Source organism: Clostridium sp. UBA7339, assembly GCF_002470865.1.
In the GTDB taxonomy this organism is placed as follows: Bacteria; Bacillota; Clostridia; order Clostridiales; family Clostridiaceae; genus Clostridium_J; species Clostridium_J sulfidigenes.
This window is the reverse complement of record NZ_DKPI01000006.1, coordinates 1,183,603-1,209,253: the sequence shown is the minus strand read 5'-3', so window position 1 is coordinate 1,209,253 and position 25,651 is coordinate 1,183,603. Positions and strand designations below refer to the sequence as shown.

Genomic DNA, 25,651 nt, shown 5'->3' with positions numbered 1-25,651 from the left:
TATAATTAAATTAGGAATATTAATAGTATAAGGATTTACAAGAATTTTACCTTAATATAACTCACATAAAACATAAAAAATATATAATTATAATAGAAGTCAGAATATTTATGAAATTTGAAAGGTGGATTTATATGCCCGCAAGTTATACTCACTATAGTTTTGGACATACTGTCTTAGAAAAACTGCCCCATGGGATAAAAGATATTATAATACAAAATAAAGAAGCATATTATATAGGGCTTAATGGTCCAGATATACTTTTCTATTACAAGCCCTTATTTAAGAATGAAATAATTAAGTATGGACATAGATTACATGATGAAAAGGCCTATGGATTTTTAGAAAGGTCGAAAAAGTATATTAAAGAAAGTAAGGATGAGATTTGTCTCTCTTATATTTTAGGATTTGTATGCCACTTTGTCCTTGATAGTAGTTGTCATCCTTTTATTGCAGAAGCTATGAAGGAAAGTAATATATCTCATGCTGAAATAGAAGCAGAGTTAGATGGAGCATTAATGAGGAGAAATAATTTAAGTCCACAAAGGCATAGTGCGGGAGCTCATATTATTCCTAATAAGGTTATAGCAGCACATATTGCTAGCATTTATGATAATGTTAGTGGAAAAGAAATATATAAATGCCTTAAGTCTGTAAGGTTTTATAATAAACTACTATTATGTGAAAACAATTTGAAAAGAAAGATTATAAAAGGCTTATTAGGCTTAATTAAAGGTGGAGAAGGCTTTAGCCGTATGATAATTAATGTAGAGCCAAATATAAAGTGTATAGAAATAAATAAAAAGCTTTTAAACCTTTATGAAGAGGCTATAGATGAGGCAGTACATAGAGTTGAAGAGTACTATAGTGCTATAATAAGTAATGACAACCTAGGGGAATTCTTCAATAGAAATTTTCTATAGGAGGGGTAAAATGAGTAAATTTACTAAGTTAGAAAAGCAGTGGATTCTATATGATGTAGGAAACTCAGCTTTCACCATGTTGGTGTCTACTATAATTCCTATTTACTTTAAAAATGTTGCGAGTTTATCAGGGATTTCACCAGCAGATTCAACAGCTTACTGGGGTTATGCTGTATCCTTATCTACAATTATTGTAGCGATACTTGGACCTATACTTGGAACCGTAGCGGACACTAAAGGTTATAAAAAACCACTATTTTCATTATTCATGATGTTTGGAGTGCTAGGTTGTGCAGCTTTAGCTCTTCCAGTACCATGGATTGTATTCCTAGCTATATTTGTCATAGGAAAGGTTGGTTTTTCAGGAAGCCTTATTTTTTATGATGCCATGCTCAACGACATAACTACTGATGATAGAATGGATGAGATATCATCTCATGGATATGCTTGGGGGTATATCGGAAGTTGCATTCCTTTTACAGTAAGTTTACTTCTCGTACTTTTTGCAGATAAAATTGGACTTACAACTGCCATGGCAACGGGGACAGCCTTTATATTAACTGCTCTATGGTGGTTACTAATAACAATGCCCCTACTAAAGAACTATAAACAAAAGTATTATGTTGAAAAAGGAAATAAGCCAGTGGCAGAAAGTTTTAAGAGGCTAGGTAAGGTTCTTTTAAACATTAGAAAAAACAAGAAGATTTTTTTATTCCTCCTTGCATTTTTCTTCTATATAGATGGAGTTCATACAATTATAAGCATGTCCACATCCTATGGAAAAGATGTTGGAATTACAGATAGTAATTTACTATTAGCATTACTTTTAACTCAAGTAGTTGCCTTTCCTTGTGCTATTTTATTTGGAAGATTATCTAAAAAGTTTAAAAGTGATAAGTTAATAGCAGCTTCAATTATGGGTTATATAGCAATAACCATATTCGCATTACAGCTAGATAAAGCGTGGGAATTCTGGATTCTTGCAGTATGTGTTGCAGTATTTCAAGGGGCAATTCAAGCATTATCAAGATCTTATTTCTCAAAAATTATTCCTAAGGAGAAATCTAGTGAATACTTTGGACTATATGATATATTTGGCAAAGGGGCTGCTTTCATGGGAACTATGCTTATGAGTATAGCAACCCATATAACAGGAAGCTCTAAGGCTGGGGTAGCAGGAATTGTGGTAATGTTTATTTTTGGACTTATAATATTTAAAGCAGCAGATAAAGTAAATATATCTATAGAAAAAGAAACTACTATTAGTTTATAAATCTAAAATATTATATAAAAACCTCTTATAGATACTTAAAGGAGTAATCTGTAAGAGGTTTTTATTATTTATTTATATTCCTTATAAACCTTTTTATAAAGGATATGCCAATTATATCTGCAATGAACCAACCTATAGGAATAGACCACCAAATTGCAGTTATACCAAAGGTAGGAGCTAGCCAATAGGAAATTCCGACACGAAGTCCTAAGGATATAATAGTAAGAAAAATAGATATATTAGTGGAACCTATACCTCTATAAAAACCATAGAACATGAAAAGATATCCAATGAGAAAGTAAAATACACTTACTATACATAGATATTGAGAGCCGTAAGCTATAATTTCAACTTCTGATGGAGATATAAATATAGTCATTAATTGTTTTGAAAATATTACTACAATTGCTGATATTATAATGCAAAATAAGGTAATAATATTGAATGAAGATTTTACTCCTTTTTTTATTCTTAAAGCTTCACCGGCACCTTTATTTTGGGCAATATAGGTGGAAAAAGCATTACCAAAATCTTGAACAGGCATATAAGCAAAGGAATCTATTTTAACAGCTGCTGCAAAGGCTGCCATTATTGATACTCCAAAGGAGTTTACTAGGCCTTGAATTAATAAAATTCCGAAATTCATTATAGATTGTTGGATACTTGTTAGAAGGCTATAATTTGCTACTAACTTTAAAATCTTTATATCTATTTTAAGGTCGCATTTTTTAAATCTAATTTCAGGTAGTTTGATAAAACAATATATGGCTGTTAAAATTCCAGAGATGCCTTGAGCTATTATGGTAGCATAAGCTGCCCCTGCAATACCAAGATTAAACACAGTTATAAAAACAATATCAAGAACTATATTAATTATGGCTGCTATTATTAAGAATACAAGAGGTATAAAGGAATTTCCAACAGAACGAAGTAAACAGCAAAAATAATTATAGATAAAGGTAAAGCTTATACCGTAAAAGATTATAATTATATACTGTTTAGCATCATTAAATAAACTCTGTGGGGTATTCATAAAAATTAAGATATTGTCAGTAAAGAAAATAGCACATAAATTAATTATGATAGTTATTAAGCCGATAAAGATAAAGGCAGTAAAAATACTACTTTTTAATTTAGCATTATCTTTAGCTCCGAAGCATTGAGAAAATACAACGGATGCGCCCATACAAAGTCCCAGAATAATAGATGTTAAAAATACTATAATTGTAAAAGAAGATCCAACTGACGCTAAAGCAGATGCACCTATATATTTACCAACGATTATGGAGTCGGCTATATTGTATAATTGCTGAAATATATTTCCTATAATAAGGGGAATGGCAAAGCTTATTATAGCTTTGGTTTCATTTCCTTTAGTTAAATCCTTAGTCATATAAACCTCACTTTATTAATTCAATATTTTTATTCTACATTAACATTTTTTATATCATAATTTAGTAATACCTATACTTAAATTTAGTAAAATGCTTTCAAGATATAGGTAATTATTAAGGCATTACATGTCCATTATACAATAGAAAATAATTTAATCAATTGATTATTAGATTTATAATAATATAAAAAATAGCACTATAACACTTTAACAGCGTATATAAAGTGAAACTAAATTTAGAGGTGAGGTTATGAAATTAAAAAAGATAATTTCTTTAATGCTTATAGCTATAATAGCTACTTCTTTAATTGGATGTGAGAAATTTTATAGTAAAAATAAGGAAGAGATTTCAGCTAAAGAGGTGGATAAAGAAGTGGTTGAGGGCAATAATAAATTTGCATTCAATATATTCAAAGAAATTTCAAAGGATGAAAATAATAAGAATGTGTTTATATCTCCTTTGAGCATTTCCATGGCACTTACTATGACCTATAATGGAGCTAAAGAGAATACAAAGGCAGAGATGAATAAGGTACTAGGCTATGAAGGAATGAATGATGATAAGATAAATAATAGTTATAAAATTCTTCATAGTTATTTGGAGAATGTAGATGAAAATGTAAAGCTAAATCTAAGTAACTCTATATGGATAAGAGAAGGTCAGAATATAAATAAAGAATTTATAAACATTAATAAGGATATCTTTGGTGCAAAAGTGGATAACTTGGACTTCTCTAAATCCTCATCTATGGATAAAATTAATAATTGGATTGAAAAATCTACTAATAACATGATTAAAGATATGCTAAAAGGTCCTATTGATGGTGATGTTATTATGTATTTAATTAATGCTATATATTTCAAGGGGCAATGGCAAGAACCATTTGATACAAACAATAATACTATAGGTGAGTTTACAAATTCAAAGGGAGATAAAACAGAGATAGACTTTATGAGGAAGGTTGCGGCTGATGATAAAACCTTTTATGGAGAAAAGGATGATTTTAAAATTATAAAAATGCCTTATGATAGTGGAAAAGTATCTATGTATGCAGTACTACCAAAGGAAGGTTTAAGTATAGATAATTTTATAAATAATTTAGATATGAATAAGTGGAATTCTATAAAAAAATCCATTGGAAAAGAGCCGGAAGCTGTTAATGTAAGCTTTCCGAAGTTTGAAATGGAATATGGAACTAAAGAATTAAAAGGATCTCTAGTGGCCCTAGGAATGAAGGATATTTTTAGTGATAGAGCTAATCTTAGTGGAATAAGGGAAAATATATATGTTAGTAGCGTTTTACATCAAGGGAAAATAGAAGTAAATGAAAAGGGAAGTGAAGCAGCTGCAGTTACTATAGTTGAAGTTAGGGAAACTGCAATGCCAATAATTAATGACCCTAAAGAGTTTATAGCTGATAGACCTTTTGTATTTATTATAGAAGATGAAGAAAGTGGAACTATACTATTCATGGGTAAACTAGAAGAAGTGAAAAAATAATAAAGGGAAAAGATAACAGGAGTTAATAAAAACTCCTGTTATTTGCCTTTAATTAGCTTATTTATAATACATGGTTAATCTTTTCTTCATCATTTACTAAAATCATAAAAAATTCTAACACCTACTTAGAACTTCTTTTTTAAAGTTTTCTATTGAAATTCTTTCAATAAAAAAACTTAATTTTTCTCCATCATGAGCATTTTCTTTATAAAAATCAAATATAGCATCTACTAAATTTAAAGTGTCCTCTTCTGATAAATCATTAGCTATAATATCTGCAATCCTAGGGTTATATCCAGCTGAACCACCTGCTGTTACCATGAGTTTACCATTAATATCTGCTATAACACCCACATCTTTACTATAAACACTTCCACAAGCATTTCTGCATCCAGCTACACCTATTTTAGTTCTACAAGGCATATCCATCCATTGATATTTTTTAGATAATTTCATACCTATACCAATTGTATTAAATTTTGATCTTTTACAATATCCTGCTGGACACATCTCTACATTTTTAACGGAATTTTGAGTTTTAACAGCGGGTTCCATATGTAGTTCATCCCATATTTGAGGTAGATCATTTTCCTCTAAATTAGTTATTAAGATTCTTTGTCCAGATGTTATTTTTATAACTCCATTATACTTCTTAGCTACCTTAGCTATTTTTTCAAGGTTTTCTGGAGTTATAAAACCTCCAGGAATATGAGGTGTTATACCATATTTTCTTTTACCATCCCTTATTTTTTGAAGATTCCCGTAATGTGCCAAAACATATTGCCTCCTATATTTTTTAAATATATTATACCTCATTTAATAAGAACTAATCTACTTGACCTTGCTGAATTCAAAAGAGTTATGATAATGAAGGTACTTAAATTTGTAAAGGAATGAATGTCATCATGTAACTACTATGCCATATTTTTATTTAATACTTAAAAGAGAACTAAATTTATTTCCTATTGTAGGTTTTTGTCTGTACACACAAAGTAGTTCAGTAATAATTGTTAATTATTTGAAACAAATACAGGTTATTATTTCATTTTTAGGAAAGTGGTACGAGTATATAGTTATAAATTTATTTATACCAATGGGGTTTATGGGGGAATTATTATGAATTTAACTTTTTTTGTGTCATTGCTATCAGTAGAACTAAGGACCAAATATTATGAAGAAATTATTAGGAATGGACAAGTAACAGAAGAACTTTGGAAGGAAATATCCTACTATCTAGAAAAAACATACAAAGAACTCTTAAGTGTTGAAGAACAGATAATAGAATTACTAAGGAATCTTGAAGATGTTGAAAAATCTAGATTAATGATGACAATACAAGAAAATGACATATATTTATTTAACAAAATATCTATGAAACTATTTAGTTTTGAGGATATTATTAGTATAGATAGGGAAAGAGTGAAAACAGTTCTGTGTAAATTAGATATGGATACTCTATGTAAAGCTATATTAGGAGCTTCACCAAGAGTTATTTATTATATTCAAAATATATTTCCAGATATTGATTTTGTAGAGGCGAGAAGAAAATTAGGAAGTGTTCAATTGTATGAAATACTTCAGGCTCAAGATAAGATAATAATGGAAATAAATAATAAGTAATAAAAGTTTAAGTTAAGGGATTATACACCATTTTATTACTTGAAGTTATAGAAGAATATTGACTTATATGGTATTATGTAGTCCTAGAGTGAAATAGTTCAAAAAATTCATGTTGAACGTATTTAACTAGCACTATTGAGAGAAGTTGGAGGGTAATTTAAATGTACGAAATGAAGGAAGAATTTAAAACAGGAATAGAGATTATTGATAATGAACATAAAATGCTTTTTGAAATAGCTGATAAAATTTATGAGTTATTAAATAATGAGTTCATTATTGATAAATATGATAGAATAGTAAATTTAATTGAAGAATTAAAAGGGTATGCTGCTCTTCACTTTAGAGATGAAGAAGCCTATATGGAGAGTATAAATTATAAAAAAATGTTTACTCAAAAAATAGATCATGATAACTTTATAAAAAAATTAGAGGAAATAGATTTAAATAAAATTGATGAGAATCAACATAAATATATTCTTGATTTATTAGAATTCGTAAATCAGTGGTTAGTAAGTCACATTCTTGAAAAAGACAAGCTGATTGCACAAGGGTAAGTTTTTGTGAACTATATAAAAATAAATGGTAGTCCTATGGGCTACCATTTAATATATTAGTTAACTCTTTGTTTAAGACAAGTTTTTAAGTCCTCTTCTGGTGTACTTATAGGAGTTAATTGGAAGGTGTCCACTAAGTATTGAAGTACATTTGGACTTATAAATGCAGGAAGAGAAGGTCCTAGGAATATATTCTTAACTCCTAAGGACAATAAAGCTAGTAAATCAGCTACAGCCTTTTGCTCATACCAAGATAGTACAATGGATAATGGTAATCCATTCACATCAGTTTCAAAGGCATCCGCTAAAGCAGTAGCAATTCTTACTGCAGAATAAGCATCATTACATTGACCTACATCAAGAAGTCTTGGTAATCCAGCTACTTCACCAAATTCAAGTTTGTTAAATCTATATTTTCCACAAGCCAAAGTAAGGATAATACAATCCTCAGGAACCATTTTTGCAAAATCTGTATAGTAGTTTCTTCCAGGTCTTGCACCGTCACAACCACCTATTAAGAAGAAGTGGCGCACTTCACCCTTTTTAACTGCATCAACAATTTTACCAGCATTACTTAAGGTAGCTTTATGACCGAAACCTACAAGAATTTCTTTTCTGTCTTCAGAAGCAGTAAATCCACCTAATTCTAAAGCTTTATTTATGATTTCAGAGAAGTCCTTTGTTCCATCTTCTTTAAGAGTGACATGTCTAACTCCATCCCATCCAACTACGTTAGTTGTAAATATTCTATCCTTATAGGTTTCTCTAGGTCTCATAAGACAGTTAGTAGTCATAAGTATACAGCCAGGGATGTTATCAAATTCCGTTTGTTGGTTTTGCCATGCACTACCATAGTTTCCTACTAGATGAGGGTATTTTTTAAGTTCAGGATAACCATGAGCAGGAAGCATTTCACCATGGGTATATATATTTATTCCCATACCTTCAGTTTGATTTAATAGCATCTCTAAATCTTTTAAATCGTGACCAGAAACAATTATAAAAGGTCCTTTTTCTACTTTTACATTAACTAGATGAGGCGTTGGATTTTTATAACTTTCAGTATTAGCTTCATCAAGTTTTTTCATGACAGCTACACTCATATCACCAGTTCTCATAGTCATCCTAATTAACTCTTCAACAGATAAGTTATCATTAGTTGTACATTCTAATCCTAGAAAATAGAAGTTATCAACTTGGTCATCATAGTAACCTAAGAATCTAGCTTGGTGTCCATAGGCACTTACTCCCTTTAGACCATAAACAATAGTTTGTCTTAAAGAACGTATATCAGCATCTAAATCTCCATCATACATAATTCCAGCTTTAACGGCATCCTTAAGCATTTCTTCTTTAGTTTTGCTTAAATTATAGGTTGCTTGATCAGGATACGCCTTATCGGTAGATGCCTTACTTCTTAGGTTTTCTTTAATTTTTTGTGATTCTTTAAGCATATTCAAATGGCTTGCTGCATCAAAGTTAACATTAGTTAAAGTTGTAAATAGAGCATTTTCTACAAAACTAACAACTGATTTATCTATAACTTGCTCATTATCAAGTAAATCTTTAGCATAACAACTAATTCCTTTTAACTGATAAATTAATAAGTCTTGTAAATTTGATATTTCAGGGGTTTTACCGCAAACACCTAACTTAGTACATCCCTTTCCCCCTACAGTTTGTTCACATTGATAACAAAACATTGCATTATCCATTTAATAATCCTCCTTATTGTATTAAGTTTTTTATAGTATTTGTTTATAAAATAATATTATTCTTTTATAAATAAATACATACTAATTAAACTCTTATTTAATTAAGTAAAATAATAAAAATCTGATATAATAGAAGTGAACTAACTAGGAATACTACAATCATTGAAATTTATTGAGGTGATTTTATGAATAAAGAAAAACGAAAGAAAATTTTAGAAATATTAGAAGAGACCTATAGAGGAGCTGCCTGCGGGTTAGATTTTAGAACACCCTTTGAACTTTTAGTATCAACTATACTTTCTGCTCAATGTACAGATGAGCGAGTTAACATAGTTACAAAGGAATTATATAAGGAGTATAATACTCCACAGGCTATACTAACTTTAAGTGAAGAAGAATTAGGTAAAAAGATTCATAGTTGTGGATTCTATAAAAATAAAAGTAAAAATATATTAGGGGCATGTAAATCCATTGTAGAAAAACATAATGGTCAAGTTCCAAGAACTATGGAAGAACTTATAGCCCTTCCAGGAGTAGGTAGGAAAACGGCTAATGTGGTTTTATCTAATGCTTTTGGAGTGCCTGCTATAGCTGTAGATACCCATGTGTTTAGAATTTCTAATAGAACAGGTTTTGCACCTGGAGATAATGTAGAAATTGTTGAAGAAAAACTTATGAAGTACATACCAAAGAACATGTGGAGTGATGCACATCATTATATTATTTGGCATGGAAGAAAAATATGTGATGCTAGAAAGCCAAAGTGTCATGAATGTCCTATAGCACCTTATTGTGATTACTTAAATAAGGCATCTTCAAAAAAATAGATTATTTTAATTAGGAGGATTTAATTATGTCATATGGTGAACAATCTTTAAAAATGCACAAGGAGAAGAAGGGAAAACTAGAGGTTATAAGTAAAATTCCTGTTAATACAAGAGAAGACTTATCTATAGCTTATACTCCTGGAGTTGCAGAGCCTTGCATTGAAATATCTAAGGATAGAGATAAGGTTTATGATTATACAATAAAATCTAATACTGTAGCTATAGTATCAAATGGAACAGCAGTATTAGGACTTGGAAATATAGGAGCAGAAGCTTCAATTCCAGTAATGGAAGGAAAGGCATTATTATTTAAGGAATTTGCTGGAGTAGATGCTTTCCCAATATGTATTGACAGTGAAGACCCAGAAGAAGTAATAAAAACTGTAAAATTAATATGTCCTGTATTCGGAGGAATAAACCTTGAAGATATAAAGGCTCCTGAATGTTTTTATATAGAAGAAACTTTAAAAAGAGAGTTAAATATTCCTGTATTCCACGATGACCAACATGGAACTGCAGTAGTTGTATTATCAGGTTTATATAATGCATTAAAGTTAACTAAGAAGAATATTAAAGATGTTAAAATAATAATAAATGGCGCTGGTTCTGCTGGAATTGCTATCTGTAAATTGCTTTTAAAGGCGGGAGCAGAAAATATTATCATGTGTGATAGGAAGGGTGCTATTTATGATGGTGGTAACTGTTTATTTGAGTCTCATGAGCAAATAGCAAAGGTTACTAATAAAAATAAAGAATCAGGTTCATTAAAAGAAGTTTTAGTAGGAGCTGATGTGTTTATAGGAGTATCTGGACCTAATATGATAAATTCAGAAGATGTAAAAACTATGAATTCGGATGCAATCATCTTTGCTATGGCTAACCCAACTCCAGAAATAATGCCAGATGAAGCTAAATTAGGGGGAGCTAGAGTAATAGCAACAGGCCGTTCAGATTTTGCTAATCAAATTAATAATGTTCTAGTATTCCCTGGTATATTTAAGGGAGCTCTTACAGTTAGAGCAACAGAAATAAACGATGAAATGAAGTTAGCTGCAGCAAGAGCTTTAGCAAACCTAATTCCAGAAGAAGAATTAAATGAAGAAAACATAATCCCAAATGCCTTAGACAAGAGAGTGTCAGGCAAAGTAGCAGAGGAAGTTATGAGAATAGCAAGAGAAATGGGAGTAGCAAGTCTGTAGAGACTAAAAATATGGAGCATGTACCTATATTAAAGTACATGCTCCATACTTTATAAAAATTAGATTTATATTTTATCACTGTAATTTTCAACAGAGCCATAGATTTGAATAAATAACTTTAAAAGCCTACTTCTATACTAATGATATTGCAAGGTTGTGAGGAGGCAATTTCTATAGAAGAAAGGCTATCCTTTTCACAACTTTCTATGATTAAGGTGTGATTTTTAGGTAGAGATATATTGTTCCCATCTATTGTAAGGGTTAGGTCTGAATTAGGTGAGAAAAATATATAATTATGATAAGAGTATCTGTTTTTCCTTTTGTTTAAATTCAGCTTTAGTAAAGAACCTTCACTTAAAGTTAGTGCATTCATTACCCCATCACATCCAGGTCCTATCATTAAATTAAAGTCTGTAACAGTTCCAAAGCTTTCTGTGTTTACATCTCCAGAAAATCCATGAACTTCAAAAGGTTCTAAGTGAATTAGAGGACCTTTATTGTGACAAAGATCCATGGAACCCTCCAAAGTTGTTATATATCTATAAACTTTTGGAAGATTAGTGAAGGTGGAGTGTTCTAACTCTACAGTGGCAGAACTAATTCTCCATTTAAAGTTTAAATCTTTGTAATTAGAGTCTTTAGGATAAATATATATTTCATTGGTAGTTCCCCCACTCCAATTAGAAGTTTTTATTTTATCTTTTGTTATTATTTCTGTTTTATAACCCATAATATCACCCCGTTAATAATTAACATATATAATATTAATACAAAAAACTCATCCATATATGAATAAATATAGGAATGAGTTTTAAAATGTATCACAAAATTAAAGTATTATATCTAAAAGGTCTTTTTCTATTAAATCATTGTATTTTCCGGATCTATATTCTGCAACAAGAACTTTTCTCTCATCATTAGAGATTACAGGAAGTTTTTTAAATAACTCCTTAGGCATTTCTACATAGGCACCCTTAGGATCCATTTCTTCAGTAAAAGTGATTACTGCAGGAATACTTTTGCAGCCTACTGCTTCTTCAAGAAAACCTTCGTAGCCTGTTCTAGGAAATAAATGAACCTTTAAGTTTTGGTTTTCTTCTGAAAGTTTTTGTACGAAAGGAATAGTTACGATACAATCAGGGCAAAAACCTTCTGTAAATATTGCAGCATGAACAACCTTGTCTAGTTTTTTTATTTCTTCCTTAGTATCACTAGAAAGTTCAGTGTCTGCATAGGTTTTATCTTGGATATTTCCATATTTGGCATGTTGTTTTTCTACATACTCCTCAAAGCTTAAGGCTTTATTAAAATCTAACATATTATCTTACCCTCCAATTACTTATAACTAAATTTTGTCTTTTATAAATTAGAATGTATTGTATTAAATTAAAATTATTCAATATAATACATTATGTTAGCATCGAATAGATATAACTTGTTCATGATTATTATAACAAATAAAATTGATAAATAGTAGATATATACAATTTATTAACTTGTAAAAAAAATTAGAGTTTTATATACTAGGGTTATGAGACAAAATAAATATGATAAACAATATGAAATATTTATAAAATTTAAAAAAGGCGGCGATATTATGTCAAAAGTTATAGAAAGATTTTTAGGATATGCTAAGTATGATACACAATCAAGTGATTCTACGGGAACAACTCCAAGTACTGCTAGCCAAAGAGTTTTAGGTGAAGTTTTATTTGAAGAATTAAAAAGAATCGGAATGAGTGATGTTACTATTGATGAAAACAATTACGTAATGGCTACATTGCCTGCTAATACAGATAAAAAAATACCAACTATTGGGTTCATATCTCATATGGATACTGCTCCAGATTATTCAGGTAAAGATGTAAAGCCTCAAATGGTAAATTATGAAGGTGGAGATATTAAATTAAATGCAAATACAGTTTTATCTCCAGTAGATTTTCCTGAATTAAACGACTATATAGGTAAAACTCTTATCACAACAGATGGAACTACATTATTAGGAGCAGACGACAAAGCTGGTATATCAGAAATTGTTACTTCTATGGAATATTTAATTGCAAATCCAGATATAAAACATGGTACAATTAAAGTTGGATTTACTCCAGATGAAGAAATTGGAGAAGGTGCAGATCACTTTGATGTAGAAAAATTTGCTGCAGACTTTGCTTACACTGTAGATGGGGGAGCTGTTGGAGAAATCGAATATGAGAACTTCAATGCTGCTGGTGTTGAAATAGTTATTAACGGAAGAAATGTTCATCCAGGAAGTGCTAAAAATAAAATGGTAAATGCTCAGCAAATAGCTATGGAGTTAAATGGATTATTACCTGTTAATGCAAGACCAGAATACACAGAAGGATATGAAGGCTTCTTCATGCTTTGTGATATGGTAGGAACTGTAGAAAAGACTACTATGTCTTATATCATAAGAGATTTCTTTAGAAATACCTTTGAAGAAAAGAAAACTTTAATTAAAGAAATAGTAGAACTTCTTAATAAAAAATATGGTGCAGGCACTATAGAAATTTCAGTAAAAGATCAATACTACAACATGAAAGAAAAAGTAGAACCTGTAATTCATGTAGTAGACACAGCTGTTGAAGCAATGAAAGCTCTTGCTATCGAGCCAATTATAGTTCCTATAAGAGGAGGTACTGATGGAGCAAGATTATCCTTCATGGGACTTCCAACACCAAACATATTTACAGGTGGACATAACTTCCACGGAAAATTTGAGTTCATTCCTGTAGATTCTATGGAAAAGGCAGTAGAAACTATAGTTAAGATAATAACTCTTTATGCAGAAAAATAAAAAATTCTAACATTTATAATACTCATACATAAAAATTAACTCCTTAATACACACTATAGTAAAGTGATTGAGGAGGGCGATATAATATGAGTAATGATAAATCAAGACCAATATATCCACCAGATACACATAACTATTTTGGTGATTTTAGAAGCATAACCCCTATGTCTGATTCAGTTTGGGAAAATGTAAGAGAAGCTGAGATAGAAGCTGCAAAGACAAAAAGTCGAAGAAGTTACAATATGGAGACTAGTGAAGAAATTGCTTTTGATGATTTAAATGAAGATATAAAAAGCGAAAGTGAAATTGACTTTGACTCCATTATAGATGAAGTAGACATGAGTGATCATGGTAATGATTACGGAGATTATGCTAAGAAAAGATTATATTAATATTTCTTAGAGGAAGAATTTATTCTTCCTCTAAGTTAATTTAGGGTTCACATAGGAAACTACTGAAGCTATAAGGCTTTAGTAGTTTTTTAGAATATTATATTTACATATAGGTATTTTTAAATTTTAATCCTTTAAGGACAATTAAGAATTCATTCATATTTTAGTCACTTAACTGACACATAAGTGTTGATAATAATATATATAGATAAGAATAGTAAACAACTTAACTTTTAATAAGGGGGAAGATTTAATATGGATAAAGATATAAACAATAATGAATTAAATAATAATGAAATTAATAACAATAATAACTTAAATGAAAACACCGGTATTAATAAAGATAATAATGACAATAATACTAGTGACAATATAAACTACACTGTGATTCAAGATGTAGAATATACAACAAATGATGACTTAAAATTGAATGAAGTTAATGCTTCATCATGGCAAGAAGAAGAAGAAAAAAAGAAAAAAGATAAAAAGAATAAAGGTAAAGGTTCAGCTAAATCATATATAGCTATAGCTCTAATATGTTCTATATTAGGAGGAGCAATTGGTACAGGTGTTACTTATGGAGCTATGAGAGGCACTATACAATCAGCAATTAAGGAAGCTAAATCAAAAACAAATAACGGTGGAACAACAACAAATATTAATCCTATAAGCAGTATGAATATACCAGAAGTAGTAGCAAAGGTTTCCCCAGCTGTAGTTGGTGTATCAACCACTTCAGTTTCAACTAATGTATTTGGATTTGATATGGGTGAACAAGAAGGCATTGGCTCAGGATTTATTTTTTCAGATGATGGTTATGTACTTACAAACTATCATGTAGTTAAAAATGCTAGTCAAGTTAAAGTTATCTTTAGCACAGGTAAAGAAGTAAGTGCTAAGGTTGTAAACTATCAGGAAGATGCAGATTTAGCAGTTGTTAAGATTACTGATGATGTTGAAATGCCAGGTAAAGTAGAACTAGGAGATTCTGATAGTCTTCAAGCAGGAGAACAAGTTATAGCCATAGGAAATCCACTTGGAAAAGAATATCTAGGCTCTGTAACAACAGGAATTATAAGTGCTGTTAATAGAGGAGTGGCTTTAACTGAAGGTGGAGAGAAAATGAACCTTATCCAAACAGATACTGCTATAAATCCAGGGAATAGTGGAGGACCATTAATAAATTCTCAAGGTGAAGTTATAGGTATAAATACAGCTAAGATAGGCTCTACTGGAGTAGAGGGAATAGGTTTTGCAATTCCAATAAATGATGCCACTGAAAAATTGGATGCCTTAGTAAAACAAAAAATAAAGTTTGGTATAGCAGTTAGAAATATAACTGAAGATTTATCAAAACAATATAATTTACCTGTAGGTATATATATTCAAAGTATTGAAGATTTTAGTATAGCACAAAAGGGAGGACTACAACCTGGAGATGTAATTACAAAAATAGGTAAGAAAACTGTTAAGACCGTTGAAGAATTAAATAAGGAAAAAGAAGCCTACAGTGATGGAGATAGTATTCCTATAGAATTCGTAAGAAAGGGTCAAACAATGCAAGCTACTTTAGTAGTAGAATAATAAAGTTAATACTTATAATTATCCCCTAATTATAATATTATAAAATTTCAATAGGTGTGAAGCTTGAGTTATCAATGTTTCATGCCTATTGTTTTTAGGTAAAAATATAATATTGTTAATGTATAAAATTGTATGTTAAAACAATAAACATACATATATTATTTTTAGTCATATTTATAGATAATTATGTATTTAATGTAATTAAATTGTTGACTGTTATATATACTTGTGCTAATATCCTCTTATAAAATAGTAGATTAATTAATTATAAGTTTTACGGAAATTCTGAAGTATATACTAATTTGGGCACTTTGTATATATGGAGTTAGTAGTGCAACCGACCTTTATAAGCAATCTTATATTTATATAAGATTGCTTATAAAGGTCGGTTTTAGTTATATAAGTTTAAAACTTGGATATAGAAAATATTAGTATAAAAACCTAAAAGTGTATAGACAAATACTAAACAAAGAGTTATACTTAAGTGGTAAAATATATTAAATAATAACAAATATTAAGTTGATTGGCTCTATTTGCAAACCATTTAATGCAATTTATTAATAGTTTTAAGGAAACACTGAAGTATATACTAATTTGGGCACTTTGTATATACGGAGTTAGTAGTGCAACCGACCTTTATAACCAATCTTATATTTATATAAGATTGGTATGGGGTCGTTTTTTTTATTACAAAAAATTATTAAGGAGGAAGATTAAAAAAGAAATTTAAATCCATACCCAAACTAAAGAAGAAACTATCTGTTTTTATATTTAAGCATAGATTGATTTAATTTTGTTCCATAAAATATTAAATACAATTTACTAATAGTTTTAAGGAAACATTGAAGTATATACTAATTTGGGCACTTTGTATATATGGAGTAAGTAGTGCAACCGACCTTTATAACCAATCTTATATTTATATAAGATTGGTATAGGGTCGGTCTTTTTTTATTGAAAAAAATTATTAAGGAGGAGAATTATGAAAAAGAAGAAATTTATGTCTGCACCTAAGATAAAGAAGAGATTATCTATTTTTATGGCTTTAGTTATTGTAGTTTGTCAAGTTTTAAATATTGTTCCTACAATGCAAGCTAGTGCTATGGATATTACAGGAGATTTCCCATTTATTACTGAAGTAAGATTAACAGGTAATGATGGGAATCCTATAAATGAGTCATCAAATCCCATAAGTAAAAATGAAGAGGTAAAACTAACCTATAAGTTTACTATACCAAATCAGGGGACGGTAAAAAATGGTGATACTTATACTTTGAAAATACCTAAGGAAATCCAAATAATAAGTATACTAAATTTCCCTATTACTATTGATAATGGTGATACAATTGCAAATGTTAAAATAGAAACTGACGGTAATGTTACCATTACGTTTAATGAATTTGCAGAGAATAATTCCAATGTTTCAGGATTCTTTTTTATTGATACTCAATTTGATCCTGACCAAATAGGAGGACCTAGTCCAGTACCTATTACATTTGAAATTGGAGGAAATTCTTCTTCTGTTATAATTAACGTAAACTTTGAACAACCGGAAGTTCCTGATGCTTCTGCTATAAAGTACGGAAGTTATGACCCTTCTAAAAATGAGATTACTTGGAAAGTAATTGTGAATACAGAAGGAGTCACGGTTAATGATGCTGATATTGTGGACAACATTTCAGTGGGACAACAATTTATACCTGGTTCTGTTACTATAAATGGAGTTAGTGCAGATACAGCAAATTATAACTATGATTATAACAATAATAGATTAACTTATAAATTCCCAAGTGTAATAGAAACAGAGCAAGTAATTACCTTTAAAACTAAGGTAATAAATCCAGAAGTTTTTAAATCTGAGGGAGCTACAGTATATGAGAAGAATAAAGCAATCTTTAATCATGATGGAACTTTTATAGAATCTAATGAGGCATCAGTAGCTATTTATACAGACTTTATTAGAAAAGATGGAAAGTACGATGTAGAGGCAAAGAGAATTAATTGGACTATTTATATAAATAAGAATGCTCAAAATATTCCCGATGCTGTAGTTACTGATGATATACCAGAAGGGTTAACTTTTGTAGATGGTACTGTTAAGATGGATGGAAACCAAACTGAGGATAATTACTCTTTAGTTGGACAAAAATTTACCTATACTTTCCCAAGTGCTATTAATGAGCCACATATAATCCAATTTTCAACAGATGTAACTGATGGAGATGCTTTTAATTCCAATACAGGGAAAACCTATAACAATAAAGCAACTTTAACTGGTGATGGAGTACCAAGCGATGCTTCAGATGAAAAGGGTGTTGGAGTACCTACTAGCATTATTTCTAAACAAGGCGCAGGATATAATCCAGCTACAGGAGAAATTACTTGGAAGGTTACTATAAATAGTAATAAGATAGCAATAAAAAATCCAGTGGTTACTGATGAAATAAGATTAGGAAAAGAGTATGTAGAGGGTTCTGCTACTATAGATAAAGAGGTTCCAGGAGGAAGCTTTAACTATGTGAAAGCAGCAGAGAGTGATGCTAATAAAACTGGAACATTAACTTATACCTTTAATGGTAATATTAACGAAACTTATACAATAACCTTTAGAACAAAAGTAACAGATCCCAAGGTTTATGCAGGAAATATGGAAGGATATAGTTACAATAATCAAAATTATTACAATGAAGCTAGATTAACAGGGGACAATATTAAAGAATCTAATGCTTCTAATTGGCAGTATTTAAAAAGTGAAGTTATAAATAAGTCTAGTAGTGATTATGATTATGTAACAAGAGAAATTACCTGGAAGATTGTAGTTAATAAAAATAAAATGATTCTTCCTAATGCTTATATAATAGATAATATTAAGGGTGGGCAGGAGTTTGTCCCTAATTCTGTTTTGATTAATGGAATTCTTGCAGAGCCATCAAATTATGTTTATGATGAAACTGCCAAAACCTTAAGATATAATTTCCCTAGTGAAATCAAAGATGAGCAAATAATAACTTTTAAGACTAAAATTACAGATACCTCTATATTTAACACTAATGGAGAAAAGCAGGTTGAGAATACTGCAAAGCTAATAACTGATTTAGTGCCTGGAGGTGTAGAAAGTACAGGAAAAGGTACTATAAAAAGTACTTTAATAGATAAAAAAGCTATCTATGAAAGAGGTAATTCTTATATTGATTGGAATGTAACCATTAACTCTAACAAAATATTAATTAAGGATGCAGCTTTAATAGATATCCTTCAAGAGGGACTTGAACTTGATACCACATCTATAAAACTGTATAAGCAGATTTTAAAACCTGATGGAAACCTTGAAAAAGGGGAAGAGGTTGTTTTAAATCAAAGCAATGTAAAATATAATGCTGAAACAAGAGAGTTTACCTTTATATTACCTTCTCCAACTGAAGAAGCATATATTTTAACCTTTAGAACTGATGTAGTGGACAAAAGTAAGTCACCATTTACTAACGCTATATCCTGTAAAGGTACAGGAATAGAGGGAACTTCTTCTTCAGGAAATGTTGATGTTATATTCCAAGGTGCTGGCGGTGGTGGAGTTGGCGAAACTGGTAGCATTAAGGTTGCAAAAGTAGATAAAAATAACGAAAACATTAAACTGGAAGGAGCTGTATTTGAACTTCTTGATAAGTATGAAAATGTTATAAAAACTTCAGAACCAACAGACTTAACTGGAGAGATTGTATTTAGTAAATTGAAGTTTGATATAGACTATTACGTTAGAGAAAAGGTTGCTCCAACAGGATATACATCAAGTAGTGAATTGTATAAATTTCAACTTAAAAATACTAAAGATGAAAAGAATATAACATATAATTATAAAGATGAAAAGATTAAAGGTGAAATTGAATTCTTTAAAACTGGTGAAAATAATATCCCTCTTGAGGGAGCTGAGTTTACTCTCTATATGATTTCAGACACTTCCTATTCAAATCCTATAGCAATAGCTATAAGTGACGAAAATGGAAAAGTAAATTTCAAAAATGTGGAGTATGGAGAGTATGCAATAAAAGAAACAAAAGCTCCAGAAGGATATATACCTTCAGGGAAAATACTAACTGCTATTATCACTGAAAATGGAAAGATAGTAAAAGCAAACCCTGAAAGTATATCTAATACAAAAATTAGAGGAAATATAGAGTTTAATAAATTAGGTGAAGACAAAAACCCATTACAAGGAGCAGAGTTTAAGCTTTATAAAGAAATGGATACAAAGTTTGAAAATCCTATAGCAACAGCTATAAGTGATGAAAGTGGAAAAGTACAATTTGAAAATGTAGAGTATGGTAAGTACACTATAAAAGAATCAAAAGCTCCAGAAGGGTATGTTATTTCAGAGGAAGCACTAACTGCTATTATAGCCGAAAATGGTAAATTAGTTAAAGCAAACCCTGAAAGTATTTCGAATACAAAAATCAGAGGAAGCATAGAGTTTACTAAACTAGGAGAAGATAAGAACCCATTACAAGGAGCGAAATTCAAACTTTATAAAGAAATAGATACAAAGTTTGAAAATCCTATAGCAACAGCTATAAGTGATGAAAGTGGAAAAGTACAATTTGAAAATGTAGAGTATGGAGAGTACACTATAAAAGAATCAAAAGCCCCGGAAGGATATCTTCTTTCAAGCGAAATACTAACTGCTATCATAACTGAAGATGGAAAGGTAGTAAAAGCGAACCCTGAAAGTATATCTAATACAAAAATTAGAGGAAGTATAGAGTTTACTAAGCTAGATGAAGATAAAAACCCATTACAAGGAGCAGAATTCAAGATTTATAAAGAAGTTGATACGAAGTTTGAAAATCCTATAGCAACAGCTATAAGTGATGAAAATGGAAAAGTACAATTTGAAAATGTAGAGTATGGCAAGTACACTATAAAGGAAACAAAAGCTCCAGAGGGATATGTTATTTTAGAGGAAGTACTAACTGCTAATATAACTGAAAATGATAAAACTATAAAAGCAAATCCTGAAAGTGTGTCTAACACAAGAATTAGAGCTTCGATTCAAGTTAAAAAATTAGATCAAGATAAGAAGCCTTTAAAAGGAGCAGAATTTACATTATACGATTCAGAGGGTAAAGAAATTGAAACTTCTGTATCAGGAGAAGATGGTACTGTTTTGTTTAAGGATATTCTTTATGGAGAATATACAATAAAAGAAACAAAAGTTCCTGAAGGATATTTAGCTTCAGAAGGTACGATAAAGGTATTTATGGACAAAGATGGTGAGATATACAGCTATGAGGTGGTAAACAACAGAATTAAGGGCAGTATTGTAATTACTAAAACTGATATGAATGGAAAAGTGCTTCAAGGTGCAGAATTTACATTATATGACAGAGCGGGCAAAGAAGTAACGACTGTAGTTTCTGATAAGGATGGTATTGCAGCTTTTAATGATGTGGATTATGGTAGTTATACTATTAAAGAAACTAAAGCTCCTAAGGGATATATTTTAAGTAAGGAAGAATTACAAGTTAAGGTTAATTCTATGGAAATACAAAAATTCACTGTTAAAAATGAATCAGAAAAGATTGTTGATAAAATAATAAATGTTTTGCCAAATACTGGTGGGGTATTTGATTATAAACTTATAATTGGAGCATTAGCAATTATAGGTGGCGTTAGTCTAGTATCAAAAAGGAAAAAATAAAAGTAATAAAATTAAAATATAAAAATAGATATTTAAAATGAAAAGTAAGACATATATTTTAAATTCTATGTATATGTAAAGAAGGCTATTGTAAAATACAACAGCCTTTTTACTTTAAACAAAAATTGCCTATTTAAATTTATTAATTATTTCCTATACACATATTAGCTAAATCATTACCAAATGAAATGGAATCCTTTGGTACCCAAACTTCTTCAGTTTTCTTACCAAAGTTCATTTTTACTTTTTCAAATTCAAAAGTAGTTGATTTAACATCAGTTGAAGGAGTTAATGCATTAATATTTTCAATTATTTTTTTGATGAAGATTTCTGATACTTTAGTCATATCAGAAATTTGTTTGCTTTGTACTTCAGAAATAGTGTCATCACCAGCTTTAGTACTTGCTTCAACCATATTAACATATGTAGTTGATATTTTAACTTGAGATATTTCTTTATCACTAGAAACAACTTCTATAGTAGGTTTTAATTTTCTTAAAGCTTCTATTTGAACATTATATATTTGATCTAACTGCTCATCAGTAATAGGTAGACCAGCTTGTACAAAACCAGCTTTAGTAACTTCATTCATTGATTTTTTTTGAATTTCTGCCATAGATGTAATTTCATCATTTGTCACACCAAGTTTTTCAAATTCGGCGCTATCTTGTAAAATAACTAAGTCATAAAAAGCTTTTGCAGTTTGTTCAATAGGAATAGTCTTTTTACTGCATCCTAAAAAAATTGATGAAAGACTTAATAACATAACGATACAAAGAATACTAGGTTTTATAAATTTTTTCATATGTAATTCCCCTTTGTTTTTAAAATCTGTAAATTGTTTTTATTTAGATAATTCTTATTTAAAGCAATTATATAATATAATAAAATTTACCAAATATCAATTATTTTTGAAATAAAGTTTTTTGAAATACATATATAATTATATTAAAAGAATATGATAATAGAGAAATAAAAAACTTTGATTACATCATCATGGCTTAATAAATTAAGAAAAGAAAGTAAACTTCTCACAAGTAATTCAGGATGCTTTAAAAAAGATAGTATATATCTAAAAGATAAAATAGAATAAAATTAAAAGCTAGTAGGGAATAAATCCTTACTAGTATCTTTCTCTTTTGTATAACACATAGTTGGAGAATAAATCTAATTAGATTATAATAAAGAGGTGTTAGAATGAAAGATAATAACTTAAAGAGCAGAAGTACAGCTAGAGGATTTATAAAAAATAAAGCTACACTAGAAGACTTGGAAGAAATAGAAAAGCTAATAGCAGAAAGAAAGGAACAATTAAAGGGATGCTGTTAGGTATGTGATATTAGTATAATATGTAGCAGTAATTTTTGAAATTTAATGTAGGGGTAGGGTTTAAATATGGAAAATGTTATTGTAAGCGAAAGGAAACCTTCAATTGAAGAATATATTTATTTAAGAAATTCTGTTGGTTGGAGGGTATTACAACATGACAAAATAGAAAAAGGATTGAATAACTCAATCTACTGTGTTTGTATAGAAGACCAAGACAAGATAATTGGATTTGGAAGAATTGTTGGAGATGGTGGAATGGTTTTTTATATACAAGATATAATAGTTATACCGTCCTATCAAAAACAGAAGATTGGTACACTAATTATGGAAAAAATAATGGACTATATTGACAAAAACTGTATAGATGGTGCTATTATTGGTTTGATTGCAAATAATGGACTGGATAATTTCTATAAAAAATTTGATTTTACATATAATCAGAACAATTGGTTTTACAGGTTCAATGCTTAATACCTGGGATAAAAGATTTTATTATATGATAGATACAGTTGATATAGAAATTTCATATTATCTCAATAACTCTTTTGAGTTGATTAAAGACTCCATTGAGGAAGGAGTAGTTTTAGATGATGAAAGAATTTGTTATGGATTCTGGGAAGATAAGGTTATAAAAATATTTAAGGGAGCTTATTTCAAAAAGCTCCCTTGGTTTAATTTATTTTCTTTCCTTAATTATACCTTTTCTATAGGCATTTAAAAGCATTTGAAGGTAATGAATTTGACTTATAAGCTCCGTACCTATATCAGTATCTCTAACCTTTAGCCTTCTAGAGTTAAATTCTAAAATGAAGTTGGTAGATATGATATCTTTCCCCTCATCAATGGCTGTTTGAGTTGATTCAAAAGGCTCATGCTGAACTAATTGAAGGCCATAGGAATTATAAATTAAAGTATAGCCTGCAATGCCTGTCTCAGGTTGGTAAGCCTTAGAAAATCCCCCATCTATAACTAAAAGTTTCCCATTAGCCTTTATAGGATTTTCACCTTTAATAGTTTTAACAGGTACGTGTCCATTAATTATATGAGAATGTTTAGGAGAAAGGTCAAATTCTAATAATATATTATTACAAACCTCTTCATTATCTCTAAGATTGAAGTAAGGGCATTTATTTTCCTTATGAGTAATCTTATCATTTATAAAATATCTTTCAAAAGTAGCCATTTTATCTTTACCAAAGAGAGGTGAATCAGGGCCACACCATAAATACCACATGTAATCTAAAGCATAATGAGCATTTTTGCTATCACATTCATTAAAATATGCTTCTCTAGTAATTCTATCTACCCTATCTAAATATTCTTTACCGCAGAATTCCTTGTTTCCAAGCTTAACATTCTTAAAAGTGCCATCTTCATTTAAAGGAATGGAGGCATGATATAAAAGATTAGAATTGCTCTTTAAATAAAGGCTACCCTTAGAGTAAAGACATCTAACATGTTTCTCAAGTTTTTCACTATTTAAGAAAGAACTATGAAGCTTAGACATTAATTCTTTTTCTTCATCTGTCAGTTTATAAGGATTATTAATATCTATAGTAGGGAAGTTAGTATCATTCAATGCATATTCTTTACCACCTATAACAATTGTTCCTTTTTCATAATTAATTTTATCAAGAAGTCTTCTATCATCCATGTTAAATTCAGGGTGTCTTTTAATAATTTCACCTTCTAATTTAAACTGTATAATAGAAATTGCCTTATGCATTTGAGCCATAAGTTTTAAGTCTTTTTCTTTAAAGTAATCATTAGTAACCTTTGGTTTAAAGGATTTACATGGATCATTAGAGTATACATCCATAGCAAAACGAGCTAGAGGTAAAATGTTTATACCATAGCCATCCTCTAAGGTTTCTAGATTAGCGTATCTAGTACAAATTCTAATAACATTACATATGCAACTATGATTTCCAGCTGCTGCACCCATCCAAAGTATATCATGGTTTCCCCATTGAATATCATAGGAATGATAATTACATAGAATATCCATAATTATGTGAGCTCCAGGACCTCTATCATAGATATCACCTACTATGTGAAGAGAATCTATAGTCAACCTTTGAATAACATTACAAATTGCAGTTATAAAATCGCTAGCTCTACCAATGGAAATAATGGTATCTAATATTCCATTAAAATAATCTTGTTTATTTGGTCTCGCTTCAGATTCATGAAGTAGCTCCTCTATAATATAGGAAAAGTCTGCAGGAAGAGCTTTTCTAACCTTAGAACGAGTATATTTAGATGATACATTTCTACATACCTGAATCAATTGATTAAGAGTAATCTTATACCAATCATCGGGGTCATCTTCTTTAGCAAGGGCAATATCTATATACTGTTCAGGGTAATATATAAGAGTGCATAAAGCTTTTTTTTCAGATTCTCTAAGGGTATTGCCAAAGATATCATTAACTTTTCTTTTTATCACACCTGAAGCATTTTTAAGTACATGTTGGAAAGCTTCATGTTCACCATGAAGATCCGTTAAAAAGTGCTCCGTACCTTTAGGTAAATTTAATATTGCCTCCAAGTTTATAATTTCAGTACAAGCATCTGATATTGTAGGAAAATTATGAGAAAGAAGTTCTAGGTATTTTAAATCCTTTTCAATTATATCAGCACTTATTTCACAAGTTCCGCTCATGATTATCTCCTTCTTAGCAAATAACTATTCAGATAGTTAAAGGTAAAATAGTTATCTATAGATAGTTATTAAAAATTGCTATCTATATAGTTATTTGAAAAATTACTATCTATATAGTTATATGTAATATGCTATATTATAATTATTATATATATGATATTATACATGA

21 protein-coding genes and 3 riboswitches are annotated in these 25,651 nt (G+C 29.8%); of the genes, 14 read left to right on the top strand and 7 right to left on the bottom strand.

The genetic code is table 11. From position 1 onward, the window contains the following. Positions 1 to 134 precede the first annotated feature (134 nt). Together B2S02_RS09100 and B2S02_RS09095 are read left to right on the top strand one after the other, a co-directional pair. Positions 135 to 923, top strand: coding sequence for a zinc dependent phospholipase C family protein (locus B2S02_RS09100; RefSeq protein WP_346920600.1), 789 nt, complete (start codon positions 135 to 137; stop codon positions 921 to 923). Positions 924 to 933: 10 nt separating this feature from the next. After that, on the top strand, positions 934 to 2,196 hold the full coding sequence (locus tag B2S02_RS09095) for an MFS transporter (protein ID WP_346877624.1): 1,263 nt from the start codon (positions 934 to 936) through the stop codon (positions 2,194 to 2,196). Between the two features lie 64 nt (positions 2,197 to 2,260). Here the strand turns inward: B2S02_RS09095 and B2S02_RS09090 are convergent, their stop codons facing one another. Continuing rightward, positions 2,261 to 3,589: an MATE family efflux transporter gene (locus tag B2S02_RS09090; RefSeq protein WP_346878074.1), complete on the bottom strand. Its 1,329-nt coding sequence runs from the start codon at positions 3,587 to 3,589 to the stop codon at positions 2,261 to 2,263. Between the two features lie 250 nt (positions 3,590 to 3,839). Here B2S02_RS09090 and B2S02_RS09085 point away from each other — a divergent pair, with 250 nt between their 5' ends. Then, positions 3,840 to 5,090, top strand: a complete 1,251-nt coding sequence (locus B2S02_RS09085; RefSeq protein WP_346878075.1) for a serpin family protein — start codon at positions 3,840 to 3,842, stop codon at positions 5,088 to 5,090. A gap of 114 nt (positions 5,091 to 5,204) precedes the next feature. Here the strand turns inward: B2S02_RS09085 and B2S02_RS09080 are convergent, their stop codons facing one another. Then, on the bottom strand, positions 5,205 to 5,864 hold the full coding sequence (locus B2S02_RS09080; protein ID WP_414632293.1) for an NAD(P)/FAD-dependent oxidoreductase: 660 nt from the start codon (positions 5,862 to 5,864) through the stop codon (positions 5,205 to 5,207). Between the two features lie 342 nt (positions 5,865 to 6,206). On the opposite strand from B2S02_RS09080, the gene B2S02_RS09075 reads away from it, so the two are divergent. Together B2S02_RS09075 and B2S02_RS09070 are read left to right on the top strand one after the other, a co-directional pair. Next, positions 6,207 to 6,710, top strand: coding sequence for a FliG C-terminal domain-containing protein (locus B2S02_RS09075; protein WP_346847079.1), 504 nt, complete (start codon positions 6,207 to 6,209; stop codon positions 6,708 to 6,710). Positions 6,711 to 6,871: 161 nt separating this feature from the next. Then, entirely contained in the window at positions 6,872 to 7,264 is a 393-nt protein-coding gene (locus B2S02_RS09070; RefSeq protein WP_346847080.1) for a bacteriohemerythrin, read from the top strand. 56 nt (positions 7,265 to 7,320) lie between these two features. Here B2S02_RS09070 and hcp read toward each other — a convergent pair whose 3' ends face one another. Then, positions 7,321 to 8,979, bottom strand: coding sequence for a hydroxylamine reductase (gene hcp / locus B2S02_RS09065; protein WP_346847081.1), 1,659 nt, complete (start codon positions 8,977 to 8,979; stop codon positions 7,321 to 7,323). Between the two features lie 185 nt (positions 8,980 to 9,164). On the opposite strand from hcp, the gene nth reads away from it, so the two are divergent. Beyond that, on the top strand, positions 9,165 to 9,806 hold the full coding sequence (gene nth, locus B2S02_RS09060; protein WP_346847082.1) for an endonuclease III: 642 nt from the start codon (positions 9,165 to 9,167) through the stop codon (positions 9,804 to 9,806). A gap of 26 nt (positions 9,807 to 9,832) precedes the next feature. Then, positions 9,833 to 11,005, top strand: coding sequence for an NAD(P)-dependent malic enzyme (locus B2S02_RS09055; protein WP_346878077.1), 1,173 nt, complete (start codon positions 9,833 to 9,835; stop codon positions 11,003 to 11,005). A 118-nt stretch (positions 11,006 to 11,123) separates the two neighbouring features. Here the strand turns inward: B2S02_RS09055 and B2S02_RS09050 are convergent, their stop codons facing one another. Both B2S02_RS09050 and B2S02_RS09045 read right to left on the bottom strand, forming a co-directional pair. Then, a complete protein-coding gene (locus tag B2S02_RS09050; RefSeq protein ID WP_346847084.1) occupies positions 11,124 to 11,735 on the bottom strand; it encodes a HutD family protein in 612 nt (203 codons plus the stop codon). A gap of 99 nt (positions 11,736 to 11,834) precedes the next feature. Further along, positions 11,835 to 12,323, bottom strand: coding sequence for a thioredoxin family protein (locus B2S02_RS09045; RefSeq protein WP_346847085.1), 489 nt, complete (start codon positions 12,321 to 12,323; stop codon positions 11,835 to 11,837). Between the two features lie 279 nt (positions 12,324 to 12,602). On the opposite strand from B2S02_RS09045, the gene pepT reads away from it, so the two are divergent. From pepT to B2S02_RS09025, 4 genes are all read left to right on the top strand, one after another. Next, complete coding sequence (gene pepT / locus B2S02_RS09040) at positions 12,603 to 13,820, top strand: peptidase T (RefSeq protein WP_346920677.1); 1,218 nt, start codon at positions 12,603 to 12,605, stop codon at positions 13,818 to 13,820. 86 nt (positions 13,821 to 13,906) lie between these two features. Next, a complete protein-coding gene (locus tag B2S02_RS09035) occupies positions 13,907 to 14,212 on the top strand; it encodes a hypothetical protein (RefSeq protein WP_346847087.1) in 306 nt (101 codons plus the stop codon). A 255-nt stretch (positions 14,213 to 14,467) separates the two neighbouring features. Next, the gene (locus B2S02_RS09030; RefSeq protein ID WP_346877633.1) at positions 14,468 to 15,796 is read left to right on the top strand and encodes a S1C family serine protease; all 1,329 of its coding nucleotides are present in this window, start codon (positions 14,468 to 14,470) and stop codon (positions 15,794 to 15,796) included. Positions 15,797 to 16,065: 269 nt separating this feature from the next. Further along, positions 16,066 to 16,148: riboswitch (cyclic di-GMP riboswitch) on the top strand. Positions 16,149 to 16,358: 210 nt separating this feature from the next. Further along, a riboswitch (cyclic di-GMP riboswitch) is annotated at positions 16,359 to 16,440 on the top strand. 183 nt (positions 16,441 to 16,623) lie between these two features. Next, positions 16,624 to 16,705: riboswitch (cyclic di-GMP riboswitch) on the top strand. A 73-nt stretch (positions 16,706 to 16,778) separates the two neighbouring features. Next, positions 16,779 to 21,488, top strand: coding sequence for a SpaA isopeptide-forming pilin-related protein (locus tag B2S02_RS09025; RefSeq protein WP_346920599.1), 4,710 nt, complete (start codon positions 16,779 to 16,781; stop codon positions 21,486 to 21,488). A 142-nt stretch (positions 21,489 to 21,630) separates the two neighbouring features. Here the strand turns inward: B2S02_RS09025 and B2S02_RS09020 are convergent, their stop codons facing one another. Continuing rightward, positions 21,631 to 22,293 (bottom strand): hypothetical protein, encoded by a 663-nt coding sequence (locus B2S02_RS09020; protein ID WP_346847090.1) that lies wholly within the window; start codon positions 22,291 to 22,293, stop codon positions 21,631 to 21,633. A gap of 392 nt (positions 22,294 to 22,685) precedes the next feature. Here B2S02_RS09020 and B2S02_RS09015 point away from each other — a divergent pair, with 392 nt between their 5' ends. The 3 genes from B2S02_RS09015 to B2S02_RS09005 all read left to right on the top strand — a co-directional run bounded on the left by B2S02_RS09015 (position 22,686) and on the right by B2S02_RS09005 (position 23,535). Then, positions 22,686 to 22,817, top strand: coding sequence for a hypothetical protein (locus tag B2S02_RS09015; protein ID WP_346847435.1), 132 nt, complete (start codon positions 22,686 to 22,688; stop codon positions 22,815 to 22,817). A 66-nt stretch (positions 22,818 to 22,883) separates the two neighbouring features. Beyond that, complete coding sequence (locus B2S02_RS09010; RefSeq protein ID WP_346920598.1) at positions 22,884 to 23,288, top strand: GNAT family N-acetyltransferase; 405 nt, start codon at positions 22,884 to 22,886, stop codon at positions 23,286 to 23,288. A 25-nt stretch (positions 23,289 to 23,313) separates the two neighbouring features. Next, positions 23,314 to 23,535, top strand: a complete 222-nt coding sequence (locus B2S02_RS09005) for a hypothetical protein (RefSeq protein ID WP_346878081.1) — start codon at positions 23,314 to 23,316, stop codon at positions 23,533 to 23,535. Here the strand turns inward: B2S02_RS09005 and B2S02_RS09000 are convergent. Beyond that, complete coding sequence (locus B2S02_RS09000; protein WP_346920597.1) at positions 23,494 to 25,482, bottom strand: fructose-1,6-bisphosphatase; 1,989 nt, start codon at positions 25,480 to 25,482, stop codon at positions 23,494 to 23,496. The genes B2S02_RS09005 and B2S02_RS09000 overlap by 42 nt on opposite strands. Between the last annotated feature and the right edge of the window lie 169 nt (positions 25,483 to 25,651).

Coding starts and splice junctions, on each gene's coding strand:
- B2S02_RS09010 (WP_346920598.1), top strand. CDS start 22,884: ATGGAAAATGTTATTGTAAGCGAAAGGAAACCTTCAATTGAAGAATAT.
- B2S02_RS09075 (WP_346847079.1), top strand. CDS start 6,207: ATGAATTTAACTTTTTTTGTGTCATTGCTATCAGTAGAACTAAGGACC.
- nth (WP_346847082.1), top strand. CDS start 9,165: ATGAATAAAGAAAAACGAAAGAAAATTTTAGAAATATTAGAAGAGACC.
- B2S02_RS09030 (WP_346877633.1), top strand. CDS start 14,468: ATGGATAAAGATATAAACAATAATGAATTAAATAATAATGAAATTAAT.
- pepT (WP_346920677.1), top strand. CDS start 12,603: ATGTCAAAAGTTATAGAAAGATTTTTAGGATATGCTAAGTATGATACA.
- B2S02_RS09000 (WP_346920597.1), bottom strand. CDS start 25,482: ATGAGCGGAACTTGTGAAATAAGTGCTGATATAATTGAAAAGGATTTA.
- B2S02_RS09090 (WP_346878074.1), bottom strand. CDS start 3,589: ATGACTAAGGATTTAACTAAAGGAAATGAAACCAAAGCTATAATAAGC.
- B2S02_RS09035 (WP_346847087.1), top strand. CDS start 13,907: ATGAGTAATGATAAATCAAGACCAATATATCCACCAGATACACATAAC.
- B2S02_RS09095 (WP_346877624.1), top strand. CDS start 934: ATGAGTAAATTTACTAAGTTAGAAAAGCAGTGGATTCTATATGATGTA.
- hcp (WP_346847081.1), bottom strand. CDS start 8,979: ATGGATAATGCAATGTTTTGTTATCAATGTGAACAAACTGTAGGGGGA.
- B2S02_RS09055 (WP_346878077.1), top strand. CDS start 9,833: ATGTCATATGGTGAACAATCTTTAAAAATGCACAAGGAGAAGAAGGGA.
- B2S02_RS09025 (WP_346920599.1), top strand. CDS start 16,779: ATGAAAAAGAAGAAATTTATGTCTGCACCTAAGATAAAGAAGAGATTA.
- B2S02_RS09100 (WP_346920600.1), top strand. CDS start 135: ATGCCCGCAAGTTATACTCACTATAGTTTTGGACATACTGTCTTAGAA.
- B2S02_RS09005 (WP_346878081.1), top strand. CDS start 23,314: ATGATAGATACAGTTGATATAGAAATTTCATATTATCTCAATAACTCT.
- B2S02_RS09020 (WP_346847090.1), bottom strand. CDS start 22,293: ATGAAAAAATTTATAAAACCTAGTATTCTTTGTATCGTTATGTTATTA.
- B2S02_RS09045 (WP_346847085.1), bottom strand. CDS start 12,323: ATGTTAGATTTTAATAAAGCCTTAAGCTTTGAGGAGTATGTAGAAAAA.
- B2S02_RS09085 (WP_346878075.1), top strand. CDS start 3,840: ATGAAATTAAAAAAGATAATTTCTTTAATGCTTATAGCTATAATAGCT.
- B2S02_RS09015 (WP_346847435.1), top strand. CDS start 22,686: ATGAAAGATAATAACTTAAAGAGCAGAAGTACAGCTAGAGGATTTATA.
- B2S02_RS09070 (WP_346847080.1), top strand. CDS start 6,872: ATGTACGAAATGAAGGAAGAATTTAAAACAGGAATAGAGATTATTGAT.
- B2S02_RS09050 (WP_346847084.1), bottom strand. CDS start 11,735: ATGGGTTATAAAACAGAAATAATAACAAAAGATAAAATAAAAACTTCT.